Below are 24,460 nucleotides of genomic sequence, written 5' to 3'. Positions count from 1 at the left end.
GTCAGGAATTACCCCCGTGGGCCTTGATCATCCCGAGTTGGTCGAATGTGCCGGAAAGGAGGACGTCGAGAGCCGCCATGCCGTCCGCGGGTTCGATCGAGCCGGCGCCGACCCTGTGCATGCGCTCCCGGTACTCCGGTGCGGCCACGACGCCCACGGTGCCCCAGTAGCCCCAGTTCATGGTCTTGACGGGTATGTCCAGCTCGCCGGCGAGGCGGTGGGCGTAGGCGTCCTCGAACACCGATCCCGCCACGTAGTTGCACTGCCCCGAAGCCTTCAGGAACGAGTTCATCGAGGAGAAGAAGAGGAGGAAGTCCAGTGGCTCGCCCCGGAAGACCTGGGCGAGTCGGACGCTCACGTCGACCTTGGCCGTGACCGCGGCGCGGAAGCGCTGTTCGTCCATGCGCTCCAGGCTCTGGTCGAGCAGCACGATCGCCGAGTGGATCACACCGTGGACGACCGGATGGGTCCTCTTGATGTCCTCGTACGCCCTCTCCAGCGCCGCCCGGTCGGTGGCGTCGGCCCGCACGTACCGCGGTCGGGGACCGAGCTCGCCCAGGCGACTCAGCTTCGCCCGGATCGACTCGTCCTCCTCCCTCCGCCCGATCCACACGACCTGCGCCCCGTGGGCGCGGATCATGTGCTCGGTCCACGCCTCGCCGATGCCCCCCGCGCCGCCGATCACGACGTAGACGCCGCCCTGCCGGTACACCGCCCGGCGGGTGTGCTCCGCGGCGGTGTCCCGCACGGGCACGAGGGTCTGGCGGTACCAGCGGGAACGGCGGTACGCCCACACGCTGCCGCTCTCCTCGCGGGGCAGGGCGAACAGCTGCGCCACCGGCCAGTCGCGGTCCGGGTCGAGGTCGGCGAGGTGCACCGTCCAGCCCGGGTATTCCTTCGCCACGGAGCCGAGCAGTCCGTGCAGACCGGCATGGGCGGGGTGGACGACGTCCGTACGCCGGACCCGCAGCGTCCGCTCGGTCACGACCGTGACATCGAGCGGGCGGCGGCCGTACCCCAGCCTCAGCAGCGCCTTCAACGTGCGGAAACAGGCGTACAGACCGGCCTCCTGCGCGTCCACCAGCGCGTCGGCCGCGGCGTCGGGGCCGTCGAGGACCGGCTCCCGGGGAGCCAGCCAGACGAGGTGCCCGAGGGTTTCGCCGGTGGCGTCGAGCTTCGCGGCGATGGTCTCGACCGTGTCCGCGGGGTCCAGCGGCAGGTGTTCGGCGCGGGGATGGACGACGCCGATCCGCTCCCGCTGTTCCTCGGTGCCGCCGATCACGACGACCCGGCCGGACGGGAGGGCGACGTCCTGCGGCGCACGCGGGGGGACCGCGTCCCAGACCGGCGCCAACAGGATGTTCGTGCCGTCCGGGACCTCGCCGTCGGATCCGGTCGGCGTGTGCTCCTGCGCGGTGGGGACGGGATCCGGCGCCGGGAGGGACGCCTCGGGCCGCCGCGACGCCGGGGCGTCGTCGAACCAGCAGCGCTCACGCGCGAAGGGGTACGTCGGCAGCGGGACCCGACGGGGCAGGGCTCCCTCGGAAAGCCGCGCCCAGTCGACGGGCGTTCCACCGATCCACGCCGCGGCCAGCCGTTCGGCCTCCGCCGCCGACACCGTGCCGTCCGGACCGGCTTGCGGCACCGGCTCGGTCCGGCCCGCCCGGTCCTTGCCGGCCAGGCCGGTGAGGACGCCGTCCGCCACGCCGTCCTCGACGTACCGCGTCAGCTTCTCCAGCAGCTCTCCCGGCGTGGTGGCCACGACGGCCAGCCGCCGTGCCATGGCTTCCCTGCCCTGCTGCAGTGTGTGGGCGACGTCCGCCAGGGCCTGCGACGGGTGGGCGCGCAGGTGCGCGACGAGGCGGGCGGCCGACACCCTCAGCTGTTCCTCGCTCCTGGCCGACAGCACGAAGACCTGCGGGCCGCCGACCGGCCGCTCCGCGGCATCCTGCGGAAACTCCTCAACGACCAGGTGGGCGTTGGTGCCGCTGAAGCCGAAGCCGCTGACGGCCGCGCGTCGCGGGGAGCCCGGTTCGGTCTTCCACGGCGAGAGCTCGGTGTTCACACGGAACGGGGAGCTCTCGAAATCGAAGTGCTCGTTGGGCCGGTCGAAGTGCAGCGTCGGCACCAGCTGCTCGTTCCGCATGCACAGCAGCACCTTCTGGATCGAGGCGATGCCGGCGGCGGCCGAGGTGTGGCCGAGGTTGCTCTTCACCGAGCCGATGGCGCAGTACCCGGTCCTGTCCGTGTGTTCCCGGTAGACCGTCGCCAGGGCTTCCAGCTCGATCGGGTCGCCCAGTTTGGTTCCCGTACCGTGCAGTTCGGCGTAGCCGATCCCGGCGGGGTCGATGCCGTACCGGTCGTAGACGTCGCGCTCCAGCTCCATCTGGCTCGCGCCGCTCGGCGCGGTGATGCCGTTGGTCCTGCCGTCCTGGTTGATGCCCGAGCCGATGACCACGCCGTGGATGTGGTCACGGTCGCGCACGGCGTCTTCGAGGCGCTTGAGGACGAGCGCGCCCACGCCCTCGCCCGGCACGAACCCGTTCGCGCTGTTGTCGAAGGCCTTGCAGCGCCCGTCCGGGGACAGCATTCCCGCGCTGGACATGCCGAGGTACGCGTCCAGGCTCAGGTAGAGGGTGACGCCACCGACCAGGGCCATGTCGATCTCACCGCTCCGCAGGGCCTGCGTCGCCAGATGGGTGGCCACCAGAGAGGACGAACAGGCCGTGTCCAGGGCGATGGCAGGGCCCTTGAGATCGAGGAAGTAGGCGATGCGTGCGGCGGTGATGGCATTGCTGCCGCTCGTGGCCGCCGCACTCGTCTCACCGCCGTGCCGCTGCATGAGCGCGCCGTACTCACTGCTCATGATCCCCAGGTAGACACCGCACTTGCGGCCGCTCAGCGAACGGGGGTCGTAGCCCGCGTCCTCGAACGCGTGGTACGCCTCCTGAAGGAACAGCCGCTGCTGCGGGTCCATCGACTCCGCCTCCGCCGGCGGGATGTTGAAGAACAACGGGTCGAAGCTCTCGATGTCGTCGAGGTGGCCCATCCACTTGCAGGTGACCTTGCCCTCCTGGTGGGGACGCGGGTCGTAGTGCTCGGCGACGCTCCAGCGGGACTCGGGGACCTCGCCCACGCAGTCGCGGCCGTGCGCCAGGTTGTCCCAGTACTCGTCCAGGGTCGCGGACCCCGGGTACCTGCCGGACATGCCCACCACGGCGATCGCGCCGATCGGGTGGGCATCCGCTCCCGACGGCACGGCGGCGGACTCGGCCCGCGTCGCCCGCTCGGCCGCGGGAGCCGGCTCGGCGACCACGACCGGCTCGGGCTCGGCGATCCTGACCGGCTCGGGCTCCACGACTCCGGTCAGCTCGGGCTCGGGCTCGACGACGGGCTCGGTCACCTCACGAAAGGGACGCCCTTGGGGGGCGCCTCCTTCGGCCAGCTCCCGGACGATGCAGGCCGACAGTTCCACGACGGTGGGGTGGTCGTAGAGCCGGGTCACCGTCAGATCGAGTCCGTAACGCTTGTTGATCGCGTTCATCCACTCGACGCCGACGATCGAGTCCAGGCCGATGTCGGTGAACTTCGTGTCCGGGTCGACCTCTTCCTCGAGCAGGTACAGGGCGTCGGCGAGGCTCGCCGCCAGCTCGCGGACGAGACTCGCCTGGTCCGGAACGACGGGCCCCGGAGGGACGAGCCGTCCGGGCGTCGGGCCGGGCGGGACCACCGGGACTGCCGGGGCGGGGCGCGGGACGCCTTCCGTACGGGGCGCCGCGGTGGCGTCGGCCTCTTCGGCCGGCGCGTCCGGCGCTTGCGGCGCTTGCGGCGCCGGGGATGAGCCCGGTGAAGCGGGTCGCGCGGGCGCCGCGCCGCCGCTGTGCCCGAAACCGGCGTCCAGCGGGGTCAGCCCGATGCCGCGGGGCTTCGGCACGGTCCGCGTGCCGGACACCGGGCGAGGGGCCGGCGCCTCCTGGACCGTCACGTCCGCACGCACCACCGGCGCGGCCGGTTCGGCCGCCGTGGCGACGCCGGGGCCGGCCGTCCCGGTGCCGGACCGGGCGCCGCCGTTCATCCAGAACCGCTTGCGGGCGAACGGGTAGGCCGGCAGGGAGAGCCGGCGCGGCAGCGCGTTCGGGTAGTAGCTGCGCCACGGCAGGTCCAGCCCGTTGGTCCACAGTTCGAGCAGCTTGCCGAACTTCCCCTTGTGCACCCAGGCCGCGATGGTGCGTTCCATGTCCTCGTCCTCGACCAGGACGGAGACGACGTCCTGGGAGCGTCTGCCGCGACCCCGGTACGCCCCGGCGTCGTCCTTGCCCTCGACGTAGTCGTCCAGGCGGGCCGTCAGCTCGGCCGCCGAGCCGGCCAGGAACGCCAGCCGCTCGGCCATGTGCTCCCTGGCCACCTGGAGAGTGGCCGCGACAGCGGGAACGTCGGCGTCCTCGACCCGCTCCTCGCGCACCCAGTCCAGCAGGCGCCGGGCCTGCTCGCGCAGTTGCTCCTCGGTCCTCGCCGAGAGCACGATGACCGACCCCAACGGCCACTGCCCCGGATCGCCGGCCGCCGGGGGCTCTGCCGGTACGTACTCCCCCACGATGACGTGGGCGTTGGATCCGCCGGCCCCGAACGACGAGACGCCGGCGAGACGCGGGTACTCCCGGGGCCCGTCAGGTGTGTCGATCACCGGCCGCCGCCACTCCGCCGGCTCCCGCTGCACCCGGAAGGGCGTGTCGCCGAAGTCGATGTGCGGGTTCAGCGTCTCCGAGTGGAGCGAGGGCGCCAGGCGGCCGTGCGCGAGTTGCAGCAGCACCTTGGTGAAGGCCGAGATGCCCGCGGCGCTCTCGGCGTGTCCGATGTTGCTCTTGACCGAACCGATCGCGCAGAACTGGCGGTCGTCGGTGTGGCGGGAGAACGCCTTGGTGAGGCCGGCGATCTCGATCGGGTCCCCGAGCGAGGTGCCCGTACCGTGCGCCTCGACATAGCTGATGGTGCGCGCGTCGACCCCTGCCCTGTCCAGGGCTCGGGCGACCACGTCGGCCTGGGCGTTCGGGTTGGGGACGGTGTAGCCGTTCGTACGGCCGCCGTGGTTCACCGCTGTCGCCCTGATCACCCCGAGGATGCGGTCACCGTCGGCGACGGCCCGGTCCAGCGGCTTGAGCATCACCGCGCCCACCCCCTCGGCGGGCACGTAGCCGTCGCCGCCCTGGCCGAAGCTCTCGCAGCGGCCCGTGCCGGACGCGAAGCCGGCCTGTCCCAGCAGAAGGTACTTCGCGGGGTGCAGGGACAGGTTGACACCGCCGGCGATGGCGACCTCGCAGTCGCCCGTCTGCAGGCTCTGGCAGGCGAGGTGGAGAGCCGTCAGGGACGAGGAGCACATCGTCTTGACGGTGAGGCTCGGCCCCTGCCAGTCGCAGAAGTAGGAGACGCGGTTGGCGATGTTCGCGGCATTGCCCGGAACGACCCTTCCGTCGGCCAGCGCCTGCTCGGTCGCACCGTAGAGCTGGTACTCGTCGTACATCGAGCCCACGAACACCCCGACGCGGCCTCCGGCCCCGTTCGGCGAGGGCGCCGTCAGGTCCTGGCGCGTGTATCCGGCGTCCTGGAGCGTCTCGTAGACGCACTCCAGGAACAGGCGCTCCTGCGGGTCGGTGAACTCGGCCTCCCGGGGTGACATGTTGAAGAACAGCGGGTCGAACCGGTCGACGTCGTCGAGGAAGCCGCCCCACTTGGAGTTCGTCGTCCCCGGCCGGGAACGGTCCGCGTCGTAGTAGGCGCCGGCGTCCCAGCGATCCCGGGGGACCTCGGTGACGCAGTCCCGGCCCTCCGCGAGGTTCCGCCAGAACGTCCGCAGGTCGGGTGCCTGCGGGTACCGCCCGGCCACTCCGATGACGGCGATCTCCATGGCGCGCGGGGCGGAGCCGGTCCCCTCCGCACGGTGCGCCCGCCCGGTCGCGGTCACCGCCGCCCGACCGGTGACGGCGTCCGCGGCGGACGGCTCCGCCGGTGCGGGCGCCGGCGCCGCTGCCGGAGGCGAGAGCGCCTCGTCGACCGGGCCGGTCCCTCTCAGCTCCCGCAGCCGGTCCTGGTGGGCCTCGATGAAGTACTGGCTCAGCTCCTTGACGTTCCGGTACTCGAAGAACAGCGTCTTCGGCAGGTGTCCGAAGGAGGCCTCCAGCCGGGCGGTGAGGTTGACGGCCTGGATCGAGTCGATGCCGTAGCGCTCCAGGCGGCTGCCTGCCTCGATGCGCCGTGCGGGCACCTTCAGCACCTCCGACAGCAGGGAGGTGAGGTACGCGACGGTCCACTCCGCCAGTCCGTCGTCCCGGACGGCCGCCGGGGCGGGAGGAGTCGCGGTGGTCACGGGTGCCGTGTGTTCTCCGGCTCGCTGCATCGTCAGCGCCTTCCTGATCCGGTCCGCGTGCCCAGCGGCGACGAGTACCTGGTGGTGGTTCGTGTGGAGGCACCGGCTGAACGCCCCGATCCCGGCGCCGCGCTCCAGCGGGAGGATCCCGAAGCGGTCGCGCAACACCGTCCGGGTGCCGGCATCGGTGCCCATGCCGCCCTCGGCCCACAGCGGCCAGTTGATCGAAAGGGTGCGCCCGGAGCGGCGTCCGTCGGCCACGAGCCCCTGGCGGTACTCGGCGAACGCGTCCATGAACGCGTTCGCCGCCGCGTAGTCGGCCTGACCGACGTTTCCCGTGACGGCGGCGCCGGAGGAGAAGGCCACGAAGAAGTCCAGGTCGAGGTCCCCGGTCGCCTCGTCGAGGTTGACCAGGCCGCTCACCTTCGGTGCGAGCACCTCGCGGAACCTCCCCTCGGACTTCCTCAGGATGAAGTCGTCCTCGATCACGCCGGCGCTGTGGACGACCCCGTGGATGGTTCCCGCCGTGCGCCGGATCCTGCGGACCAGAGCGCTCACCGCGGCTCGGTCGGCGACATCGACCGGTTCGTAGGACACCTCCGCGCCCGATGCCCGGAGTCGTTCGAGGATCCGGCGCGACTGCTCCGTCTCGGGAGAACGGCCGACGAGGACGAGCCTGGCGTCCTTCGCCTGCCGGGCGATCTCCTCCGCGAAGACGCGGCCGAGGCCGCCCATGCCGCCGGTGACGAGGTAGACGCCTCCGGACCGCCACGGCGAACCGGGCGACTCCGCCGGGGACTCCTCGGCCCAGGTGAGCACCTCACGCCCGTCCCCGCGGAGCCTGACGGCGGCGTCGACGGGGTGGCGCCGCTCCTGCGCGAGGAGATCGAGCCGTACCGCGAGCGGCGTCCCGGCTGCCATGACGACGACCTGTCCGGTGATCCGCGGGTTCTCCAGAGCCGCGGTCCTCAGCAGCGCGCCGAGACCGGTCAGGACCCGTGACTCCGGTCGATCGGTCAACAGGACCTGCAGGACGTACTTCGTCTGCGTACCGTCCCGCAGCAGTTGCCGTGCCCTGAGGAACACCTGCGCCGCGTAATCCGTGTAGCGGGCGTCGAGGGTGGCGGCCCGGGAGCTGAGCGTCACCACCTCGCAGTCCGGACCCGCGGTGGCGCCGTCCACGAGAGCGCCGTTCTCGGCGAACACCACGGCCCGCCCGCCGGTGGCGGGGACGGCCGCGCCGGACAACGGCCTGCGTTGCCAGCGCGGGGAGGCGAACACCGTCGCGTCCGCGGACGCGAGGGCCGCGTCGGCCGTCGCCCCCGGGTGCAGCGCCCGTACCGAGAGGCCCCGGACGCGTACCTGGACTTGTCCCGCGTCGTCGCACAGATCGAGGTCGAAGGTGCGGGTCGCCCCGCCCACCGTGTCCCGGGCACCGCGTCGGCCCCAGACCCAGAGGGCTTCGCCCGGCGCGGCGAGCACCTCGACCCGCTCCACCCCGAACGGTACGAATGCCGTCCGCCCGGCGTCCGGCTCCCCGGCCATCAGTCCCGCGCACGTCTGGAAAGCCGCGTCCATCAGGCTCGGGGGCAGACAGCAGCCGTCCGCGTCGACGCGCGCCGCTTCGGGCAGCACCACGCGTGCGAGCACCTGGGAGTCCCCGAGGAGCAGGTGGTCGATGGCGCGGAACGAGTCGCCGTACGCGAGCCCCGCGGCCCCGAACGCGGGGTAGACGTCCGTCGCGTCCCACCGCCGTTCGCCGCACGCGGCCCGCAGCCGTGCGAGGTCCAGGGAGGCAGGTGCCGCCTCGCACGGCGCCACCGATCCCGTGCACAGCACGGCGGTCTCGGCGTCCTCTCCGCCGGCGGACATCCGGAAGCCGACCGTGTCCGCGGAATCAGGCTGGATCAGCACGTGCAGGTCGCGCGGCTGGTCATCGATGCGGAACGGCCGGATCCAGACCACGTCCGAGAGGGCGACGCCGGCGCTGTCCGTCACCGCCGCGCCCCTGGAGTCGGCCGCCGCCGCGAGCGCCACCTCCAGGTACGCGGCTCCGGGCAGCGTCCGCACCCCCTGCACGAGGTGATCCCTCAGGAACAGCTCCTCGCCGGTGAAGGTCGACCGGTAACGCCGGCCTCCGGGTTCGGAGGTGTCGCGGTGCGGCAGCGGATGGAGCACGGCGGTCGCCGACGGCCCTGCGGAGCCGGCGGGCGCCGCGGGGCTCGCGGCCACCCAGTACCGCTCCTTCGCGAACGGGTACGTGGGCAGCGGAATGCGGAAGGGCCTGCGCGGAGCGTGGACGCGGGCCCAGTCGACGGCACGGCCGCCGGCCCACACCTCCGCGACACGGCGCCACGCGCGGGCGGAGATCAGTGAGCGGACCAGGTCGCGGTCCTCCTCGCTCTGCTCCTCCCAGCCCGGCGACTCCGGTGTCCGGCCGCGGAAGACCTCGACCGTGTCGTCCTGCCCCAGATGGGTCCTCAGTCCCCGGGCCACCCCGTCGAGGGAGTCGGCGGTGAAGGCCAGCCGGCAGTCCAGCGCCGCCCGCCCCACCTGGAGCGAGAAGGCCAGGTCGACCAGATCGAGTCGCGACTGCTCCTCGACGAAGGCCAGCAGATCACGTACGCGGGTGTTCAACTGCCCTTCCGACACGGCGGACAGGACGATCACGACAGCCGACGACCCGGCCTGTTCAGTCGTGTCACGCATGGCGATACTCCTCCAGCACCACGTGGGCGTTCGTTCCGCTGAATCCGAAGGAGCTGACGGCGGCCCGCCTCAGCTCGTGGCCGTTCCGTGCCTCCCAGAACTGGAGGTCCCTGCTGACGGTCAACGGGCAGTCGTCGGAGTCCAGAAGCTCGTTGGGGGTCTCGACGTGGAGGGACGGTACGAGCAGGCCGTGGCGCAGGCCGAGCAGCACCTTGTGCACGCCGGCGACGCCGGCGGCGGCGGAGGCGTGCCCGATGTTGCTCTTCACCGAGCCGATCGCACATGACCTCGGGGCGACTCCCCGCTCGCGGTAGACGGTGCTCAGGGCGTCGAGCTCGATCGCGTCCCCGAGGGTCGTCCCCGTACCGTGCGTCTCGACGTAACCGATGGACGCCGCGTCGATGCCGTACCGGTCGTAGACCGTACGGAACAGTTCCATCTGGCTGTTGGCGCTGGGAGCCGTGATGCCGTTGGTCTTGCCGTCCTGGTTCGTACCCGACGCCAGAACCACACCGTGGACGTGATCGTGATCGGCTTCGGCGTCGCTCAGCCGCTTCAGCACCAGGGCTCCGACGCCCTCGCCCGGCACGAAGCCGTCGGCTCCCTGGTCGAACGACCGGCACTTCCCCCGCGCCGACAGCATCCGCGCTCCCGACATCCTGACGTAGGTGCCCGGGAGCAGGTACAGCGAGACGCCTCCGACCAGGGCGATGTCGATCTCACCGCTGGCCAGCGCCTGCTGAGCGAGGTGCAGGGCGACGAGGGAGGACGAGCAGGCGGTGTCGAGGGCGATCGCCGGGCCCTTGAGGTTGAGGAAGTAGGCGATGCGTGCGGCGGCGATGGCGTTGCTGCTGCTCGTCGCGACGGTGTCTTCCCGGCTGTCGTTGCCGGAGACCAGAAAGCTGTACTCGTTGCCGCTGATGCCCAGATAGACACCGCACTTCATCCTGCTCATCGTCCCCGGGGCGTAGCCCGCGTCCTCGAAGGCCCGGTACGCCTCCTGCAGGAACAGCCGGTGCTGCGGGTCGATGCCTTCCGCTTCGGCCGGCGAGATGTTGAAGAACAGCGGGTCGAAGCAGTCCGCGTCCTCCAGGTAACCCATCGCGTTGCAGTAGGTCTTGCCCTTCCGCCCGGGGCGGGGGTCGTAGTAGCGGGACATGTCCCAGCGGTCGGCGGGCACTTCCCGCACGGAGTCCCGACCGTCCCGGAGATTGGCCCAGTACTGGCGGAGGTCCGCCGCGTCCGGGTAACGCCCGGACATTCCGACGACGGCCACGCGGTCGCCGCGCACGGCGGGGTACGGGGCGTTCTCGGGCACGGACAGCACCCGAATCGGGTGCGGTTCCTGGTCCGGTGCCGGGTCCGGCCGTGGTTCCGGGTCCGGCCGTGCTTCCGGGACCGGTAACGCGATCGGCTCCGGCCGTGCTTCCGGAACCGGTAACGCGATCGGCTCCGGCCGTGCTTCCGGAACCGGTAACGCGATCGGCTCCGGCTCCACCACCGGGGAAACGGCCTCCCCAGCCGGTATCAGCTGCTCCATATGAGCAGCCAGCTCCACCACCGACGGATAGTCGTACAACCGCGTCGCCGTCAAGGACGTCCCGTACGCCTTGTTGATCGACTTGACCCACTCCACCCCGATGATGGAATCCAACCCCAGTTCCACGAAATTACGCCGCGGATCGATCTCGCTCTCCGACAGGAACAACACCGCCGCGAGCCCCGCCCGCAACTCGTCCCGCAACACGCTCAGGCTCGGCGAGGCCGCGGTCACGCCCGAAGGGCCGTCGGACCGGGGCGCGACAACCGGCTCGGACTCCGGCTCCGGCTCCGGCTCCACCACCGGGGAAACGGCCTCCCCAGCCGGTATCAGCTGCTCCATATGAGCAGCCAGCTCCACCACCGACGGATAGTCGTACAACCGCGTCGCCGTCAAGGACGTCCCGTACGCCTTGTTGATCGACTTGACCCACTCCACCCCGATGATGGAATCCAACCCCAGTTCCACGAAATTACGCCGCGGATCGATCTCGCTCTCCGACAGGAACAACACCGCCGCGAGCCCCGCCCGCAACTCGTCCCGCAACGCGCTCGAAGAACGTGACGGCCCGCCGGCCTTGCCCGAAGCAGTCGTGGTCGTGGCCGCGGCCACCGCAGGAACCGGTGGGACCGAAGGAACCGGCCGGCCGGCCCCCTCACCCGTGTCGGTCAGTGCGACGTTCCGGGGCTTGCCCACAGGGGCTGTCTTCGGGACCGCCGCTGCGCCCGGATCCTGGAGTCGGATCCGGTGCTTCTTCCGGGGGACGGTACTCGCCGCGACCGGCTTCCCCGGCTCCTGCGCCGGGAGCTCCGGGGGTGCCGGGACTCCCGGGGGTGCCGGTATGAACTTCCGCGCGGCCGGGCGTGCCGGAGCACGACGTCCGTCGGTGACCCAGTGCGACGAGCGCGCGAAGGAATAGCCGGGCAGCGTGACGATCCGTGGCCTGTCGCCCGTGAACAGCGCCGACCAGTCAGGGGCGGCGCCCCGGCAGTAGAGCTCGGCCAGGGCACGGCACGCCTCCCGGTACCGCTCCGCCGGTACGCCGGGCGCCCCGAGCACGTCGAGCAGCGCTCGCGCCTGGACGTCCGACAACGAACGGTCCTGGTCGCGCGGGGCCTCGCCGCGGCTGACCATGGGGTGGTCCCGGCCGCTGCCGGCCGCGGCCAGCACGGAGAGGACGTCGCCGGCACCGCTGACGACGAGTGCGCAGCGGTGGGCGAAGTGCTGCCTGCCTTCCAGGAGCGTGTACGCCGTGTCCCGCAGCCGCTGGTAGTCGGTTTCTCCTTGCGCGAGGGCCGACCGGAGCTCCTGGACACGCCGCTGGAGTCCCTCGGGAGTCTTGGCGGAGAGAAGCAACGGCAGGGCCGGGGCCTCGGTGACCGCGGGTCGGCGGGTGGGCTCGGGGTAACTCTCCACCACCATGTGGACGTTGGTCCCGCTCATGCCGAAGGAGCTGACCGCACCGAGCCTCGTTCCCGAGGGTCCGGCCGGCCAGGGTCTGGTCACCTTGTTGACGTAGAAGGGGCTGTCCCTCCACGCGATGTACTCGCTGTCCTGGTCGCAGTGCAGACTCGCCGGGACGACGCCGTGCCGTACCGACTGGACGAGGGCGATCAGGCCGACCAGCCCGGACGCGGCCAGGGTGTGTCCGACACCGGGCTTGGTGGAGGTCAGCGCGCAGAAGCCGGTCTTGTCCGTGCGTTCCCGGTACACCTCGTCCAGGGCGTTCACCTCGACGGGATCGCCGAGCGGTGTTCCCGTGCCGTGCGCCACGATGTGCTCGATGCGCTCGGGGTCGATCCCGTGCCGCTCGTAGACCTGCCGGTAGAGCCGCGCCTGGGCCGCCCCGTTCGGAGCGGTGATGCCGTTCGTCCGGCCGTCGTAGTTCATACCGCTGCCGCGGACGACCGCCAGGATGCGGTCGCCGTCGGCTTCCGCCTGGGACAGACGCTTGAGGACGACGGCGGGGACGGCCTCGCCGAGGACCATGCCGTCGGCCCGCTTGTCGAAGGCGCGGCAGACCCCGCTCTCGGAGAGCATCCCCGCCTTGCCCATCTCGGTCAGGCCCCGCGCGGTGGTCGCCAGGTTGACGGCGGCGACCACCGCGGTGTCGCACTCGCCGCCGCGCAGACTGGCGCATGCCTGGTGGGCGGCGGTCAGGCCGGAGGAACAGGCGGTGTTGACGGCCAGCACCGGGCCGGAGAAGTCCAGGAGGTAGGCCAGGCGCGAGGCCATGATCGCCTCGTGCTGGGCGGTGATGCCGCCCTCTCCCCCGGTCAGGTGGGAATAGTCGCCCTGTTCGGCACCGACGAACATGCCGATCGTCCCGGCGCGCAGTCTCCGTTCGCCGTAGCCCGCGTCCTCCAGGGCACGCCAGGTCTCCTGGAGCAGCAGTCGCTGGCGCGGGTCCATGGTGCGCGCCTCGCGCGGCGATACCTCGAAGAACGCGGCGTCGAACTCGGCGATCCCCGGGACGAATCCGCAACGGACGGCCTCCGCCCCCTCCCAGTCGGCCTGCCGGTCCGCCGGGACGGGCGACAACGCGTCCTTGCCCTGCAGGAGGTTCTCCCAGAACTCGTCGACGGACCGAGCGGCGGGGAAACGGCCGCTCATGCCGATGACGGCGATCGGTTCCGGCTCCGTGTGCGCCGTGGGTCGCGGGGCCGGAGCGGACGCGGACCGCTCCTCGGCTTCGGTGACGGGGACCTCCGCCGCCGGAGTCCCGGACGGCGCCGGGACGGTGTCCGGGGCCTGGGCCCGCTCCGCGCGGTGCCGGGTCAGTGCCTCCCCGTGTTCCGCGGTCAGATGAGTGACCAGCTTCTGCGGGGTGGGGTGGGAGAAGAAGACCGAGGGCAGCACCTCGGTCGCGAGGCTCTCGCCCAGGGCCCTGGCCAGCTTGACCAGGCTGACCGAGTCGAACCCGAGCTCGGAGAAGTTCTCGTCGGGATGAATCTGCTCGCGGGGCACCCGCAGTACGTCGACGATCGCCGTCCTGAGGGCCGAGAGCACCAGCGCCTCGACGTCCGTGTCCTCCCCGCCCGCCATGTCCTGCCCGCCTTCCGTGTTCGAGGGGTCCGCGGAACGGGTGATGCCCGCGCGGGGGGTGGGTGCGGCGGGGCGCGCCTCGGGTCGTGGGGTCGTCGGCACGGGGGCCGCGTCGAGCATGCGCCGTACCCGTACCGGGTCGCCGGCCATGACGATCTGCTGTGTCTCACCCTGCCCCAGGAGGCGTTCGAAGAGCGTGAGGCCCTCGGCCTCCCCCAGCAGGCGCAGCCCACTGGTGGAGAGATACAGCCCGATGCCCTCCGCGTCGTCGAACCCCATGCCGCCACCGCTCCACAGGGGCCAGTTGACGGCAACGGTCGCGCCGGACGACGCTCCCCGGCGCACCCGCTCGTCGCGATGGCGCGCGTAGGAGGTCTGGAAGCGATTGGCCACCGAGTAGGCGCAGCCGCCGAAGTCGCCCAGGACCGCCGACGTCGACGAGAAGTAGCAGACGAAGTCGAGGGGTTCCGGGGCGAGCACGTCGTCGAGCACGCGCGTACCGTCCACCTTGGCGGAGAGCACGTCCCGGAAGGCGCTGACGTCACCGGCGACCAGCGAGCCGCTCTCGGCGACTCCGGCGGCGTGGACGACGCCGTGGAGCGGGCCGAACCGCTCGCGCGCCGCCGCCACCGTCTCCACCATGGCCTGCCGGTCGGCGGTATCGGCCTGCCGGTACAGGACCTCGCCGCCCAGCGACTCGATCCGCGCGATGCCGCGCCGCTTGCGGGCGTCGAGGGCCGAGCGCCCGGTCAGCACCAGGCGTGCCGACCAGTTCCTGGCCAGGTGCTCGGCGAGCAGAAGACCCAGGCCGCCGGCGCCCCCTGTGATGAGGTAGGTGCCGTTGGGCCTGAGAAGGTGCTTGCCGGCCCGGTCCGGACTCGGAATGACCCGGCTGACATGGCGGACACCGGCGCGGTACAGCGCGCTGCCGGACGTCCCGGCCGTCCACTCGTTCCACAGACGTTCGAACCAGACGCCGCGGGGCGTCCTGCCGGCCGGGCCATGGGTCTCCGCAAGGATCGCGGAGAACCGCACGTCGGGAAGCGCCCTGTGGAGGGAGCGATCGAAGCCGAGCCACGACTCGGCGTACGCCCGCTCGACGCCGTCGCGGAACTCCCCGGCCTGCAGGACGCGCCCCACCGGCAGCCCTGATGCGGCGATCGCCCGCAGGAGGTGCACGGTGGCGGTGTACGAGCCGGGCTCCGCGTCGTCCAGGGACCACAGGTTCAGAACGCCGTCGACCGCGCCGTACCGCGACCGGATGTCCTCGAACACCCGGACGTGGTCGTCGGGAGTCCGGTGCTCGGCCTCGTAGGAGTGGTCGGACGTCCGGGCGAACTGCCGTCCCCGCGTGACGAACAGCAGGGTGAGGGCGGGGTCCAGCTCACGAGCGGTACGTGCCAGCTCTTCCCGGTCCGCCGGGCCGGGGCAGAGACAGACCAGGGTGCGCTGCGCATCGGGTCGGCGGGCGGCGGACAGCGCCTCCGGTTCCCAGGACTCCGTGAAGAGGAGGGGTGCCGGATCCCGGTCGTCACCGGTCACCACGGCGCCGGACGGCGCCGTCGCCCCGTGCGGAGCGAGGGCGGCGGCCGAGCGCGTGGTGTCGATCCAGTACCGGTTCCTGACGAACGGGTAGGAGGGCAGGGCGATGCGGGCCGGGCACCGGCTCCCGTGCAGGGCGTGCCAGTCGACCGCGCCGCCCTCGACCCACAGCGCCAGCAGTCCCGCGAGGTCCCGCCGGGCGAGCGCCTCGGACACGCCCGTGCCGGCGGCCGAGGCGCGCGCCCTGCCACGGACCAGCCCCTCGGTGTCCTCGCGCCCGGCGCCGAAGTCCCGGAGACGGGCGATCAGGTCCGGCATGGCAACCGCAACGAGACCGAGTCGCTCCCGCATGGCCTCGCGCCCCACCTGGAGGGTGTGGGCGAGCGCGGGCAGGTCACCGGTCGAGAGGTTCTTCCGCTCGATCCAGTCCGCGAGTTGCGCCGCCCTCTGCCTCAGGCGCTCGGCGGTGCGGGCCGACAGGACGACGGGGACGGGGCCGCGGGAGGCCGCGGCGGGGTCCTGGATGTCCGGTGCGTCGTCCGGGGCCGGCCGGTACTCCTCGAGGACCAGGTGCGCGTTGGTGCCGCCCGCCCCGAAGGAGGAGACGCCGGCGGTCCGGGGGAGCTCGCGCTGCTCGCCGTCGGCGGTGACGACCGGCCGCGTCCAGTCGGCGAGTGTCTGCTGGACCGTGAAGGGCGTGCTGCCGAAGTCGATGTTCGGGTTCAGTTCGGCGGAGTGGATCGAAGGGGCGATCTTGCCGTGCCGCATCTGGAGCAGCACCTTGGTGAGCCCGGAGATGCCGGCGGCGCTCTCGGCGTGGCCGATGTTGCTCTTGACCGAACCGATCGCGCAGAACCGGTCGTCGCGCCCGTGCTCGCGGAAGGCACGGGTGAGTCCGGCGACCTCGATGGGGTCCCCGAGCGAGGTACCGGTGCCGTGCGCCTCGATGTAACCGACCGCGTTCGGGTCGATCCCGGCCTGTCGCCACGCCTCGGTGATCACGCGGGCCTGGGTGGCGGGGCTGGGGACGGAGTAGCCGTTCGTCCTTCCACCGTGGTTGACGGCGACGCCCCGGATGACCCCGTGGATGTGATCCCCGTCCCGTACGGCCCGCTCCAGCGGCTTCAGCAGGACGGCGCCCACGCCTTCGCCCGGCACGTATCCGTCGCCCCCCTCACCGAAGCTCTCGCACCGGCCCGTGCTGGAGACGAAGTGGCTCCGGCCGAGGAGCAGGTACTTGTTGGGGTGCACCGACACGTTGACCCCGCCGGCGATCGCCATGTCGCAGGCACCGGACCGGATGCTCTGGCACGCCAGGTGGATGGCGGTCAGCGACGAGGAGCACATGGTGTCGACGCTCAGGCTCGGGCCGTGGAAGTCGAAGAAGTACGAGACCCGGTTGGCGACGGCCGAGATGTTCCCGGACACGGTCACGGGGTTGCCGAGGACCTGTTCCTGGGCTCCGTACAGCTGGTACTCCGAGTACATGACGCCGACGTAGACGCCGATGGCGGGGGTGCGGCCGGACTCCGTCGGCGCTTTCAGCCGGTCCGGGGTGTATCCGGCGTCCTCGACGGTCTCGTACACGCACTGGAGGAACAACCGCTCCTGCGGGTCCATCCGCTCCGCTTCGACGGGCGAGATGTTGAAGAACAGCGGGTCGAACTCGTCGACCCCGTCCACGAATCCGCCCCACCTGCTGTACGTCTTGCCGGGCGCGTCCGGGTCCGGGTCGAAGTACGCCCGGTGGTCCCACCGGTCGGCTGGGATCTCGGTGACGCAGTCGCGCCCGGCGGCCAGATTCGCCCAGAACTCGTCCAGGGTGCGGGCTTGGGGGTAGCGCCCGGCGAGTCCGACGATCGCGATGTCCAGCCCCTGCCGCTCGGGGAGAGCGGGCGCGGGCCGGGACGCCGACGGCGCGAGCGTCTGCGGCTTCCGCGCCGACCACCTCGTCGACGACAGGGGTTTGCGTCGCAGGGGGCCCGTCGACCGGGCACTGGTACGGGAGGCGGCCGCGCCGGCGGCCGGGGGCTCGGCGGCCGGGGCGTCGGAGGCCGGGACCACCGTGCCGGTCGCGTCCGTCGTGTCCGTCGTGTTTTCCCCGAGGAGATCCCCCACGTCGAACCGTCGGGTGGCGACCAGGTGCCGGGCCAACTCGCGGGGCGTCGCGAACTCGAAGAACAAGGTGGTGGGCAGCGAGCCGAAGACTGTCTCCATCCGCGCCGTCATGGCCATGGCCATGACCGAGTCGACACCGAAGCTCTCGAAGGCCGCCCGGGCGTCGACCCGGGCGAGGGGGAGCTTGGTGATCTCGGAGAGGAGCCGTTCGAGGTAGTCGCTCGCCTTCTCCTCGAGCAGGTCGCTGTCGTAGTGCGTCACGAGTCCGTCCCATCGGTGGAGAAAGCAGGAGACTTCCGCTGCGCCGGTGCCGAGGTGTCCCCCTCGGCGGGGTCGGCAGGAGGAACCGGGACCCTCACCTGGCTGTGCCCGGAGCGCAGGATCCGGTGGAAGTCCCCGATGTCCGCCGTATCCGGCAGGCCGTCGTCCCGCGACGGCCAGATGACGGACAGGCTGTGCCCGGACCGCTCACCGTCGGCGACGAGGTCCTGCCGGTACCGCGCGTAGGCGTCCAGGAAGGCGTGGGCCGCGGCGCCGTCGACCTGGCCGAGGGCCCCGTCCACCCCGCGGGGGGAGGAGAACGTCACGAAGAAGTCCAGCGGGAGCGACCGGGTCGCGGCGTCCAGGTTCACCACACCCGCCGTCTCCGCGGCCAGGGCCTCCAGGAAGTCGCGGCCCGGCGTGTCGACGATGAGCGCGCGGCCGGCGGTCCCCGCACTGTGGACGACTCCGTCGATCCCCCGGTGGCACTCCAGGATCCGCGCGACCAGGGCGTCCGCCTCGGCAGGGCTGGAGATGTCGGCTCGCTCGTAGCGCACCGCGCCGCCGGCCGCCTGCGTCCGCAACGCCTCCACGAACTCGGGGACCGCGGGGGACGGACCGACGAGGACGACGGTCGCGTTCCCCGTCCGCGTGACGATCTCCCGTGCGACGGCGTGTCCGAGCGCGCCCGTTGCGCCCGTTGCGCCCGTGACGAGATAGACCCCGTTCTCCTTCCACGGCAGCGGGTGGGGGCCGGGGCTGGCCTCGCACTCGGCCCAGACCGGTACCTCACGGCGGTCTTCGACGTAGCGCACGAGTGTCTCCTCGGGGCAACCGAGGTTCTCCCGGATCCGCTGCACGGCGCGCTCGGGGGTGTCCGTCCGGTCCAGCACGACGACCTGTCCGGTGACGGCCGGGTTCTCGAGGCCGGCCGTCCTGAGGACGGCCGCGAGTCCGCAGAGCAGCGTCGCGTCGGGCGTGCCGGGAAGCACGAGCTGGACCTGGCGCCGGTCGCCGGGCCCGCGCAAGAGGGGGCGCAGGTGCCTCAGAACCTGCAGGCCGTAGGCGGTGTACCGGCTGTCCGGGGCCTCGTCCTCGGCGGTCAGGACGAACACATCGGCGTCGTCGCCGCGCAGGAGGGGTTCCACCGCGGGCAGTCCGGCGAGCAGCACGGTCGGGCGCGCCGCGAAGAGCCCGGACGGCCGGGCCGGCGCGGGTCGGGCTCGCCACCGCCGGCCCAGCAGAACCGGCTGCGGGTCGCGGGCGTCCGTCCCGCCGGCCGAGGTCGTGTCGCGGGGTTCCGCGCCGGGGGCGAGTGCGGTTGCTCCGGGGGCGTCGCGGTCGGACTCGGTCCGATCGAGCGACAGTCCGCCGATCCGGACGCGGACCCGGCCCTGTTCGTCGGCCAGGTCGAGGTCGAACACGGGGACCCGCGCGGGGCCGGTCTGCTGTGCGCCGGGCCGGATCCAGGCCCACATCGCGGGCGTGCAGGCGTCGAGGACGAGCACTTCCTCGATGGCGCGGACCACCGCGGGTCCACCGCCGTCGCCCGTCCGGTCCCGTCCGGCCGGCCCGCCGAGGACGTCGGAGCACGCCCGCACCGCGGCGTCGAGCAGGCCCGGGTGCAGTACGAGACCGTCCTCGGTGTCGCGCACCGGATCCGGCAGCGCCAGCCGGACGAGGGCCTGCCCGGGTCCGGTCCGGACCCGCCGGACGGTGCGGTGCGCGGGCTCCCGCGCGAGTGCGTCGTCACGCCGGCGCTCTTCGTGCTGCTCGGCGGTCGGGACGGACGTCCCGCAGGCCTTCCGCAGGGCGGGCAGGTCGAGCACGGTCTCCTCGGCGCCGTCGGCGAAGTAGAGGACACCCTCGCCGTGCTCGGAGGCGCCGGAGTCGGCGTCCCCGCCCAGCGGTGTGCTCGTGATCCGGAACCGGATGTCGCCGTCGTCCTCCGGGCGCAGCCCGACGTGCACCTCGCGGGGGCCGTCGGCCGGATCGAGGGGCTGCGCTAACACGATGTCGCGCAGCACGACCGGCGCCGTGGGGTCGACGGCGGTCCGGCCGCCGAGGCAGCCCGCGGCCACGGCCATCTCCAGGAAGGCCGCGCCGGGCACGACGCGGGTGACGCGCTCGCCCAGTATGCGCTCCTCTCCGGTCACGACGGACGTGAAGCGCTGCTCGGTGAAGTCGGACGTGTTGACCTGTGCCAGCGGATGCAGCGGCGCCAAACGCCCGGGCACGGACAGCTCGGCGACGGAGAGGCCGTCGAAGGCGGAGTAGCGCTCGGCCGCGAAGGGGTAGGTCGGCAGCGCGACCCGCCGTGCGGCCGCGGTGCCGCCGAGGGACCGCCAGCTCACGGGCACACCGCTGACCCACAGTTCGAGCAGCTTCTCGTACTTCCCCTTCTCGGCCCACGCCGCGATCATCACGTCGAGGTCGGAGTCCGGGGCGAACAACGTCAGTGTCCGGGCGGCGTCGACGATCGAACCGCGGACGATCTCACCGCCCGCGAAATCGCCCGCCAGGAACCGGCCGAGCTTCTCCACCAGGTCGGACACGGAGGAGGCGACGACACCGAGGCGTTCCTCCCGTGCCTCGCGGCCGACCTGGAGGGTGTGGGCGACGTCCGCGAGCACGAGGTCCGCGTTCTCGGGACGGCCCAGCCACTCCACCAGCTGCTCGGCCCGCGCCCTCAGCTGCTCGGTCGTACGGGCGGACAGCGGTATCACGGCACGCCGGGCGTCGCCGACCGGCGAAGACGGCGGCGGGCTGTCGGGGACGTACTCCGCCAGCACGACGTGAACGTTGGAGCCGCCGGCCCCGAACGCGGACACACCCGCGACGCGTGGCAGCGCGCCGCGCGTCCCGCCGTCCGACGCGGGGGCCGGCCACTCGGCGGGCTCCCGCTGCACCACGAACGGGGTCTGCTCGAAGTCGATGTGCGGGTTGAGCGTCGAGACATGCAGGGACGGGGCCAGACGACCGTGCTGGAGCTGGAGCAGAACCTTGGTGACGCCGGCGATGCCGGCCGCGCTCTCGGCGTGCCCGATGTTGCTCTTCACCGATCCGATCGCGCAGAAACCCCGGTCGTCGGTGTGGGGGGCGAAGGCCTTGCACAGGCCGGCGATCTCGATCGGGTCGCCCAGGGAGGTGCCGACGCTGTTCGCGTCGATGTAGCTCACGTCCCGCGCGTTGACACCCGCCCGCCTCAGGGCCTCACCGATGACCTCGGCCTGCCCCACCGGCTCCGGTACCGAGTAACCGCTCGTCCTGCCGCGGTGGTTGGCGGCGGTGCCCTTGATGACCCCGTAGATCCGGTCGCCGTCCGCGAGGGCTCGCGCCAGTGGCTTCAGCAGGATCGCGCCCACGCCCTCTCCCGGCGCGTAGCCGTCGCCTCCGGCACCGAAGCTGGCGCAGCGGCCGTCGCTCGACGCGAGCCGGCCCTGGCTGAGGAGCAGGTACTTGTTCGGGTGCAGCGAGAGGTTGACTCCGCCGGCCACCGCCGTGTCGCAGTCCCCCGACTCAAGGCTCCGGCAGGCCAGGTGCACGGCCATCAGCGACGACGAGCACATCGTGTCGACGCTCATGCTCGGGCCGCGGAAGTTGAACACGTGGGACACCCGGTTCGCGACGGACGCGGAACTGCCCGACACGACGGGCGCCGCGCCGGCATCCTGCGCCAGGGCGCCCTGGAGCTGGTACTCCTGGTACATCACTCCGACGAAGACGCCCACCCGGCCGTCGAGCAGGTTCCCCGTACGGTCCTTGCCGGTGTCCCGGACGTAACCGGCGTCCTCCAGGGTGTCGTGCACGCACTGGAGGAACAGCCGCTCCTGCGGGTCCATGATCTCCGCCTCGCGCGGGGAGATGTTGAAGAACTGCGGGTCGAAGTCGTAGACGCCGTCGAGGAATCCGCCCCACTTGCTGTAGGACTTGCCCGGGGTCCCCTTGCGCGGATCGAAGAAGGGCCGGTGGTCCCAGCGGTCGTCCGGGATCTCGGTGACGCAGTCCTTGCCGGCGGCGAGGTTCTGCCAGAACTCCCGCACGTCGCGGGCCTGGGGGTAGCGGCCCGCCAGGCCGATGATCGCCGTGTCGCCGGTTCCCCTGCCCGGGGCCGGGTCGGCCGTACGTCCCACCGGAGCGGCGGAGGGCGCGGGCCGGGTGCGTCCCGCCCCCGGGACGGGCCGCTCAGGGGTGCCCGGAGTGACGTCGGGCGTCCGCCGGGACCCGCCTGCCGAGGGGAGGAGCGCCCCGACCTGCCGCGGACGGGTCGTGAGGAGGTGGCGGGTCAGTGCGGTGATGGTCCGGTGCTCGAAGAACAGGGTCTTCGGGAGCGAGCCGAAGACTTCCTCGAGTGTGCGGGTCATCTCCATGGTCATGACGGAGTCGACGCCGTAGTCCTCGAGCGGCGCCTCGGCGTCGATCCGGTCGGCGGGCAGGTCGATGACCGATGCCAGGAGCCGCTTGAAGTAGGCCACGGCCTGCTGCGCGGTGGTCTCGTCCGGGACCTCCGCGAGCGCTGCCGCCCCGTCCCCGTCCGGGACCTCCGCGGGCGCGGCGTCCGGCCGGGGCAGGGACCGGGGCGCGGGGCCGTCCACGAGGAGTCCGGCGAGGAGCGTCCGCTCCATCCTCGGGCGATCGCCCGAGATCACCATCACCTGGTCGGACGGTGACGCCAGGGCGAGGTACAGGGCGCGCAGCCCCTCCTCGTCCGGCAGCGGCACGAGCCCGAAGCGTTCGCGCAGCGACCGCTCGGTCGGCGCGTCGACCCCCATCCCGCCACCGGCCCACAGGGGCCAGGCGACCGACAGGGTCCTCCCCCGCCGCTCGCCCCGGGCCACCAGCGCGTTGCGGTGCGCCGCGAAGGCGTCCATGAACGCGTTCGCGGCCGCGTAGTCGGCCTGCCCGACATTGCCCAGGACCCCCGCGACCGAGGAGAAGGCGACCAGGAAGTCGAGGTCCGCTTCCTTCGTGGCCTCGTCCAGGTGCACGAGTCCGGCGACCTTCGGCGCCAGCACCCGGGAGAACTCCTCCGCGTCCTTCTTGACGACGAACCCGTCGCTGGTGCGCCCGGCGGCGTGCAGGATCCCGTCGATCCGGCCGTAGCGCTCCCGGGTCTCCCGGACGAGCCTCACGACGTCGTCCCTGACCGCCACGTCGGCCTGCACGTACACCGTCTCCGCGCCGTGTTCCCGCAGTCGTTCCAGCAGCGTGTCCTTGTGCGCGTCGCGGGGCGCACGGCCGGCGATCACGATCCGGACGCCACGGGCACGCTCGGCGATGTCGCGGGCGAAGACCGTGCCCAGGCCGCCCGCGCCCCCGGTGATCAGGTAGACGCCTCCGTTCTTCCAGGGCGTCACCGCCGTCCGGTGGCCGGCGTCCTCCTCGCGCCACTTCAGGACCTGGCGGAGGTCGCCGCGGTAGCGCACGTCGAAGTCCGCGAGCGCCGCGCGGTCCGCCGTCACGCGGGACGCGGCACGCTCCGGGGCGTCCTGCGGGTCCACCAGCACCAGCTGGCCGAGCAGCCGCGGGTTCTCCAGCCCGGCCGACCGCAGGATGGCGGCCAGTCCGGTGCTCAGCGGCGCCTCGACGGCCGGGGCGACCAGTTGGACCCTGACCGCGTGGTGGGCGGGCTCGCCGAGCAGCCGCTTGACCTCGTCGAAGACCTGCAGCGCGTGGTCGGTGTAGCGGCGGCCGGCGTCCGTGGCGCTCGACGTCAGCCGGACCACGCGCACGGTGTCCCGCGTCTCGAGGGCCGCGGCGACCTCGGGGAGGTCCACGACCAGCACCAGGCCCTCGGGCGCCGGAGCCGTGGCCGGAGCCGGAGCCGCGGCCACCCAGTGGGGTACGGCGAACAGCTCCCGAGGGGTCGTCGCAGCCGTGTGGGCGCGCAGGGCGACGCCCGCGAGCCGGAGGTGCACCCGCCCGTCGTCGTCACAGATGTCGATGTCGACGCGGCGCGATCCGTCGCCCTCCCGGTCCGCGCCGTCCCGCACCCAGGCCCACGCCTGCGGCGGGCAGGGGCCGAGGATCTCGACCTCGTCCACGGCGAACGGCAGCAGCAGCGGTCCCTCTCCGGCTGCCTCGGACAGCAGGCCCGCGCATGCCTGCAGGCCGGCGTCCACGGTCGACGGATGGAGCCCGTAGGCGTCCCGGGTGTCCCGCACGCCCGGCGGCAGCTCGATCCGGGCCAGGACCTGTCCCGCGCCCGTCCACAGGCGCCGGACGCCTCGATGCGCCGGGCCGTAACCGATACCGCGCGCCTCGGCGGTCGCGTACAGCGCGTCGGCGCCGGGTCCGGGGGTCCGGCACTCGTCGCGCAGTCGCGGCAGGTCGACGCGGATGTCGTGGTTCGCGGTCGCGGGTTGCGGGATCACCTGCGCCACGCCCTCGCTGTGGAGCACGTCGGCGGTTCCGGCCGCCGGGTCGCCGGGAACGAGGATCTCGAATCCGACCTCGCCGGGTTCCCCGGGCCGCAGGCGGACCTGGACGGTCAGCCCCGGCTCGTGCAGGGTGACCGGTCGTGTCCAGGCGACGTTCCGGAGCTTCGAGACGCGGTGCGGCTCGTCGAGCGAGGCCGCCACAGCGGCGCGCGCCAGTTCCAGACAGGCGGCGCCGGACAGCACGGGCGTGCCGCCGATCCGGTGGTCCCGCAGGAAGAACTCCTCGCCGGTGTAGACCGACGTGAAGCGCTGACCCCGGAGAGTGGAGGTGTTGGCGTGCAGGAGCGGGTGGAGCCGCGCCGGGCCCGTGGCCCGGTCCTGGCCGGCCGCGCCGCTGTCGGCCGGCCAGTGGCGCTCCCCCTGGAAGGGGTAGGTCGGCATCGATATGCGGCGTGGTGCGGATGCCGACCCGTCGCGGAGCTTCGTCCAGTCCACCGCGAGACC

3 protein-coding genes are annotated in these 24,460 nt (G+C 72.5%); all 3 read right to left on the bottom strand.

Annotated elements, in window-relative coordinates; translation table 11 throughout:
• Position 1: 1 nt before the first annotated feature.
• Genes GL259_RS36720 through GL259_RS36710 form a run of 3 tightly spaced genes read right to left on the bottom strand, consistent with a single transcriptional unit; the run spans position 2 to position 24,397 of the window.
• On the bottom strand, positions 2–9,070 hold the full coding sequence (locus GL259_RS36720) for an SDR family NAD(P)-dependent oxidoreductase (protein ID WP_159538027.1): 9,069 nt from the start codon (positions 9,068–9,070) through the stop codon (positions 2–4).
• Entirely contained in the window at positions 9,063–17,576 is an 8,514-nt protein-coding gene (locus tag GL259_RS36715) for an SDR family NAD(P)-dependent oxidoreductase (protein ID WP_159538026.1), read from the bottom strand. Before GL259_RS36715 ends, GL259_RS36720 begins: the two co-directional genes overlap by 8 nt.
• Positions 17,573–24,397, bottom strand: coding sequence for an SDR family NAD(P)-dependent oxidoreductase (locus tag GL259_RS36710; protein WP_243762623.1), 6,825 nt, complete (start codon positions 24,395–24,397; stop codon positions 17,573–17,575). The genes GL259_RS36715 and GL259_RS36710 overlap by 4 nt, the downstream gene beginning before the upstream one ends.
• Between the last annotated feature and the right edge of the window lie 63 nt (positions 24,398–24,460).

This window comes from Streptomyces sp. Tu 3180 (assembly GCF_009852415.1).
In the GTDB taxonomy this organism is placed as follows: Bacteria; Actinomycetota; Actinomycetes; order Streptomycetales; family Streptomycetaceae; genus Streptomyces.
Note: the sequence above shows the minus strand (reverse complement) of the source record. Positions and strands in the feature narration are given on the sequence as shown.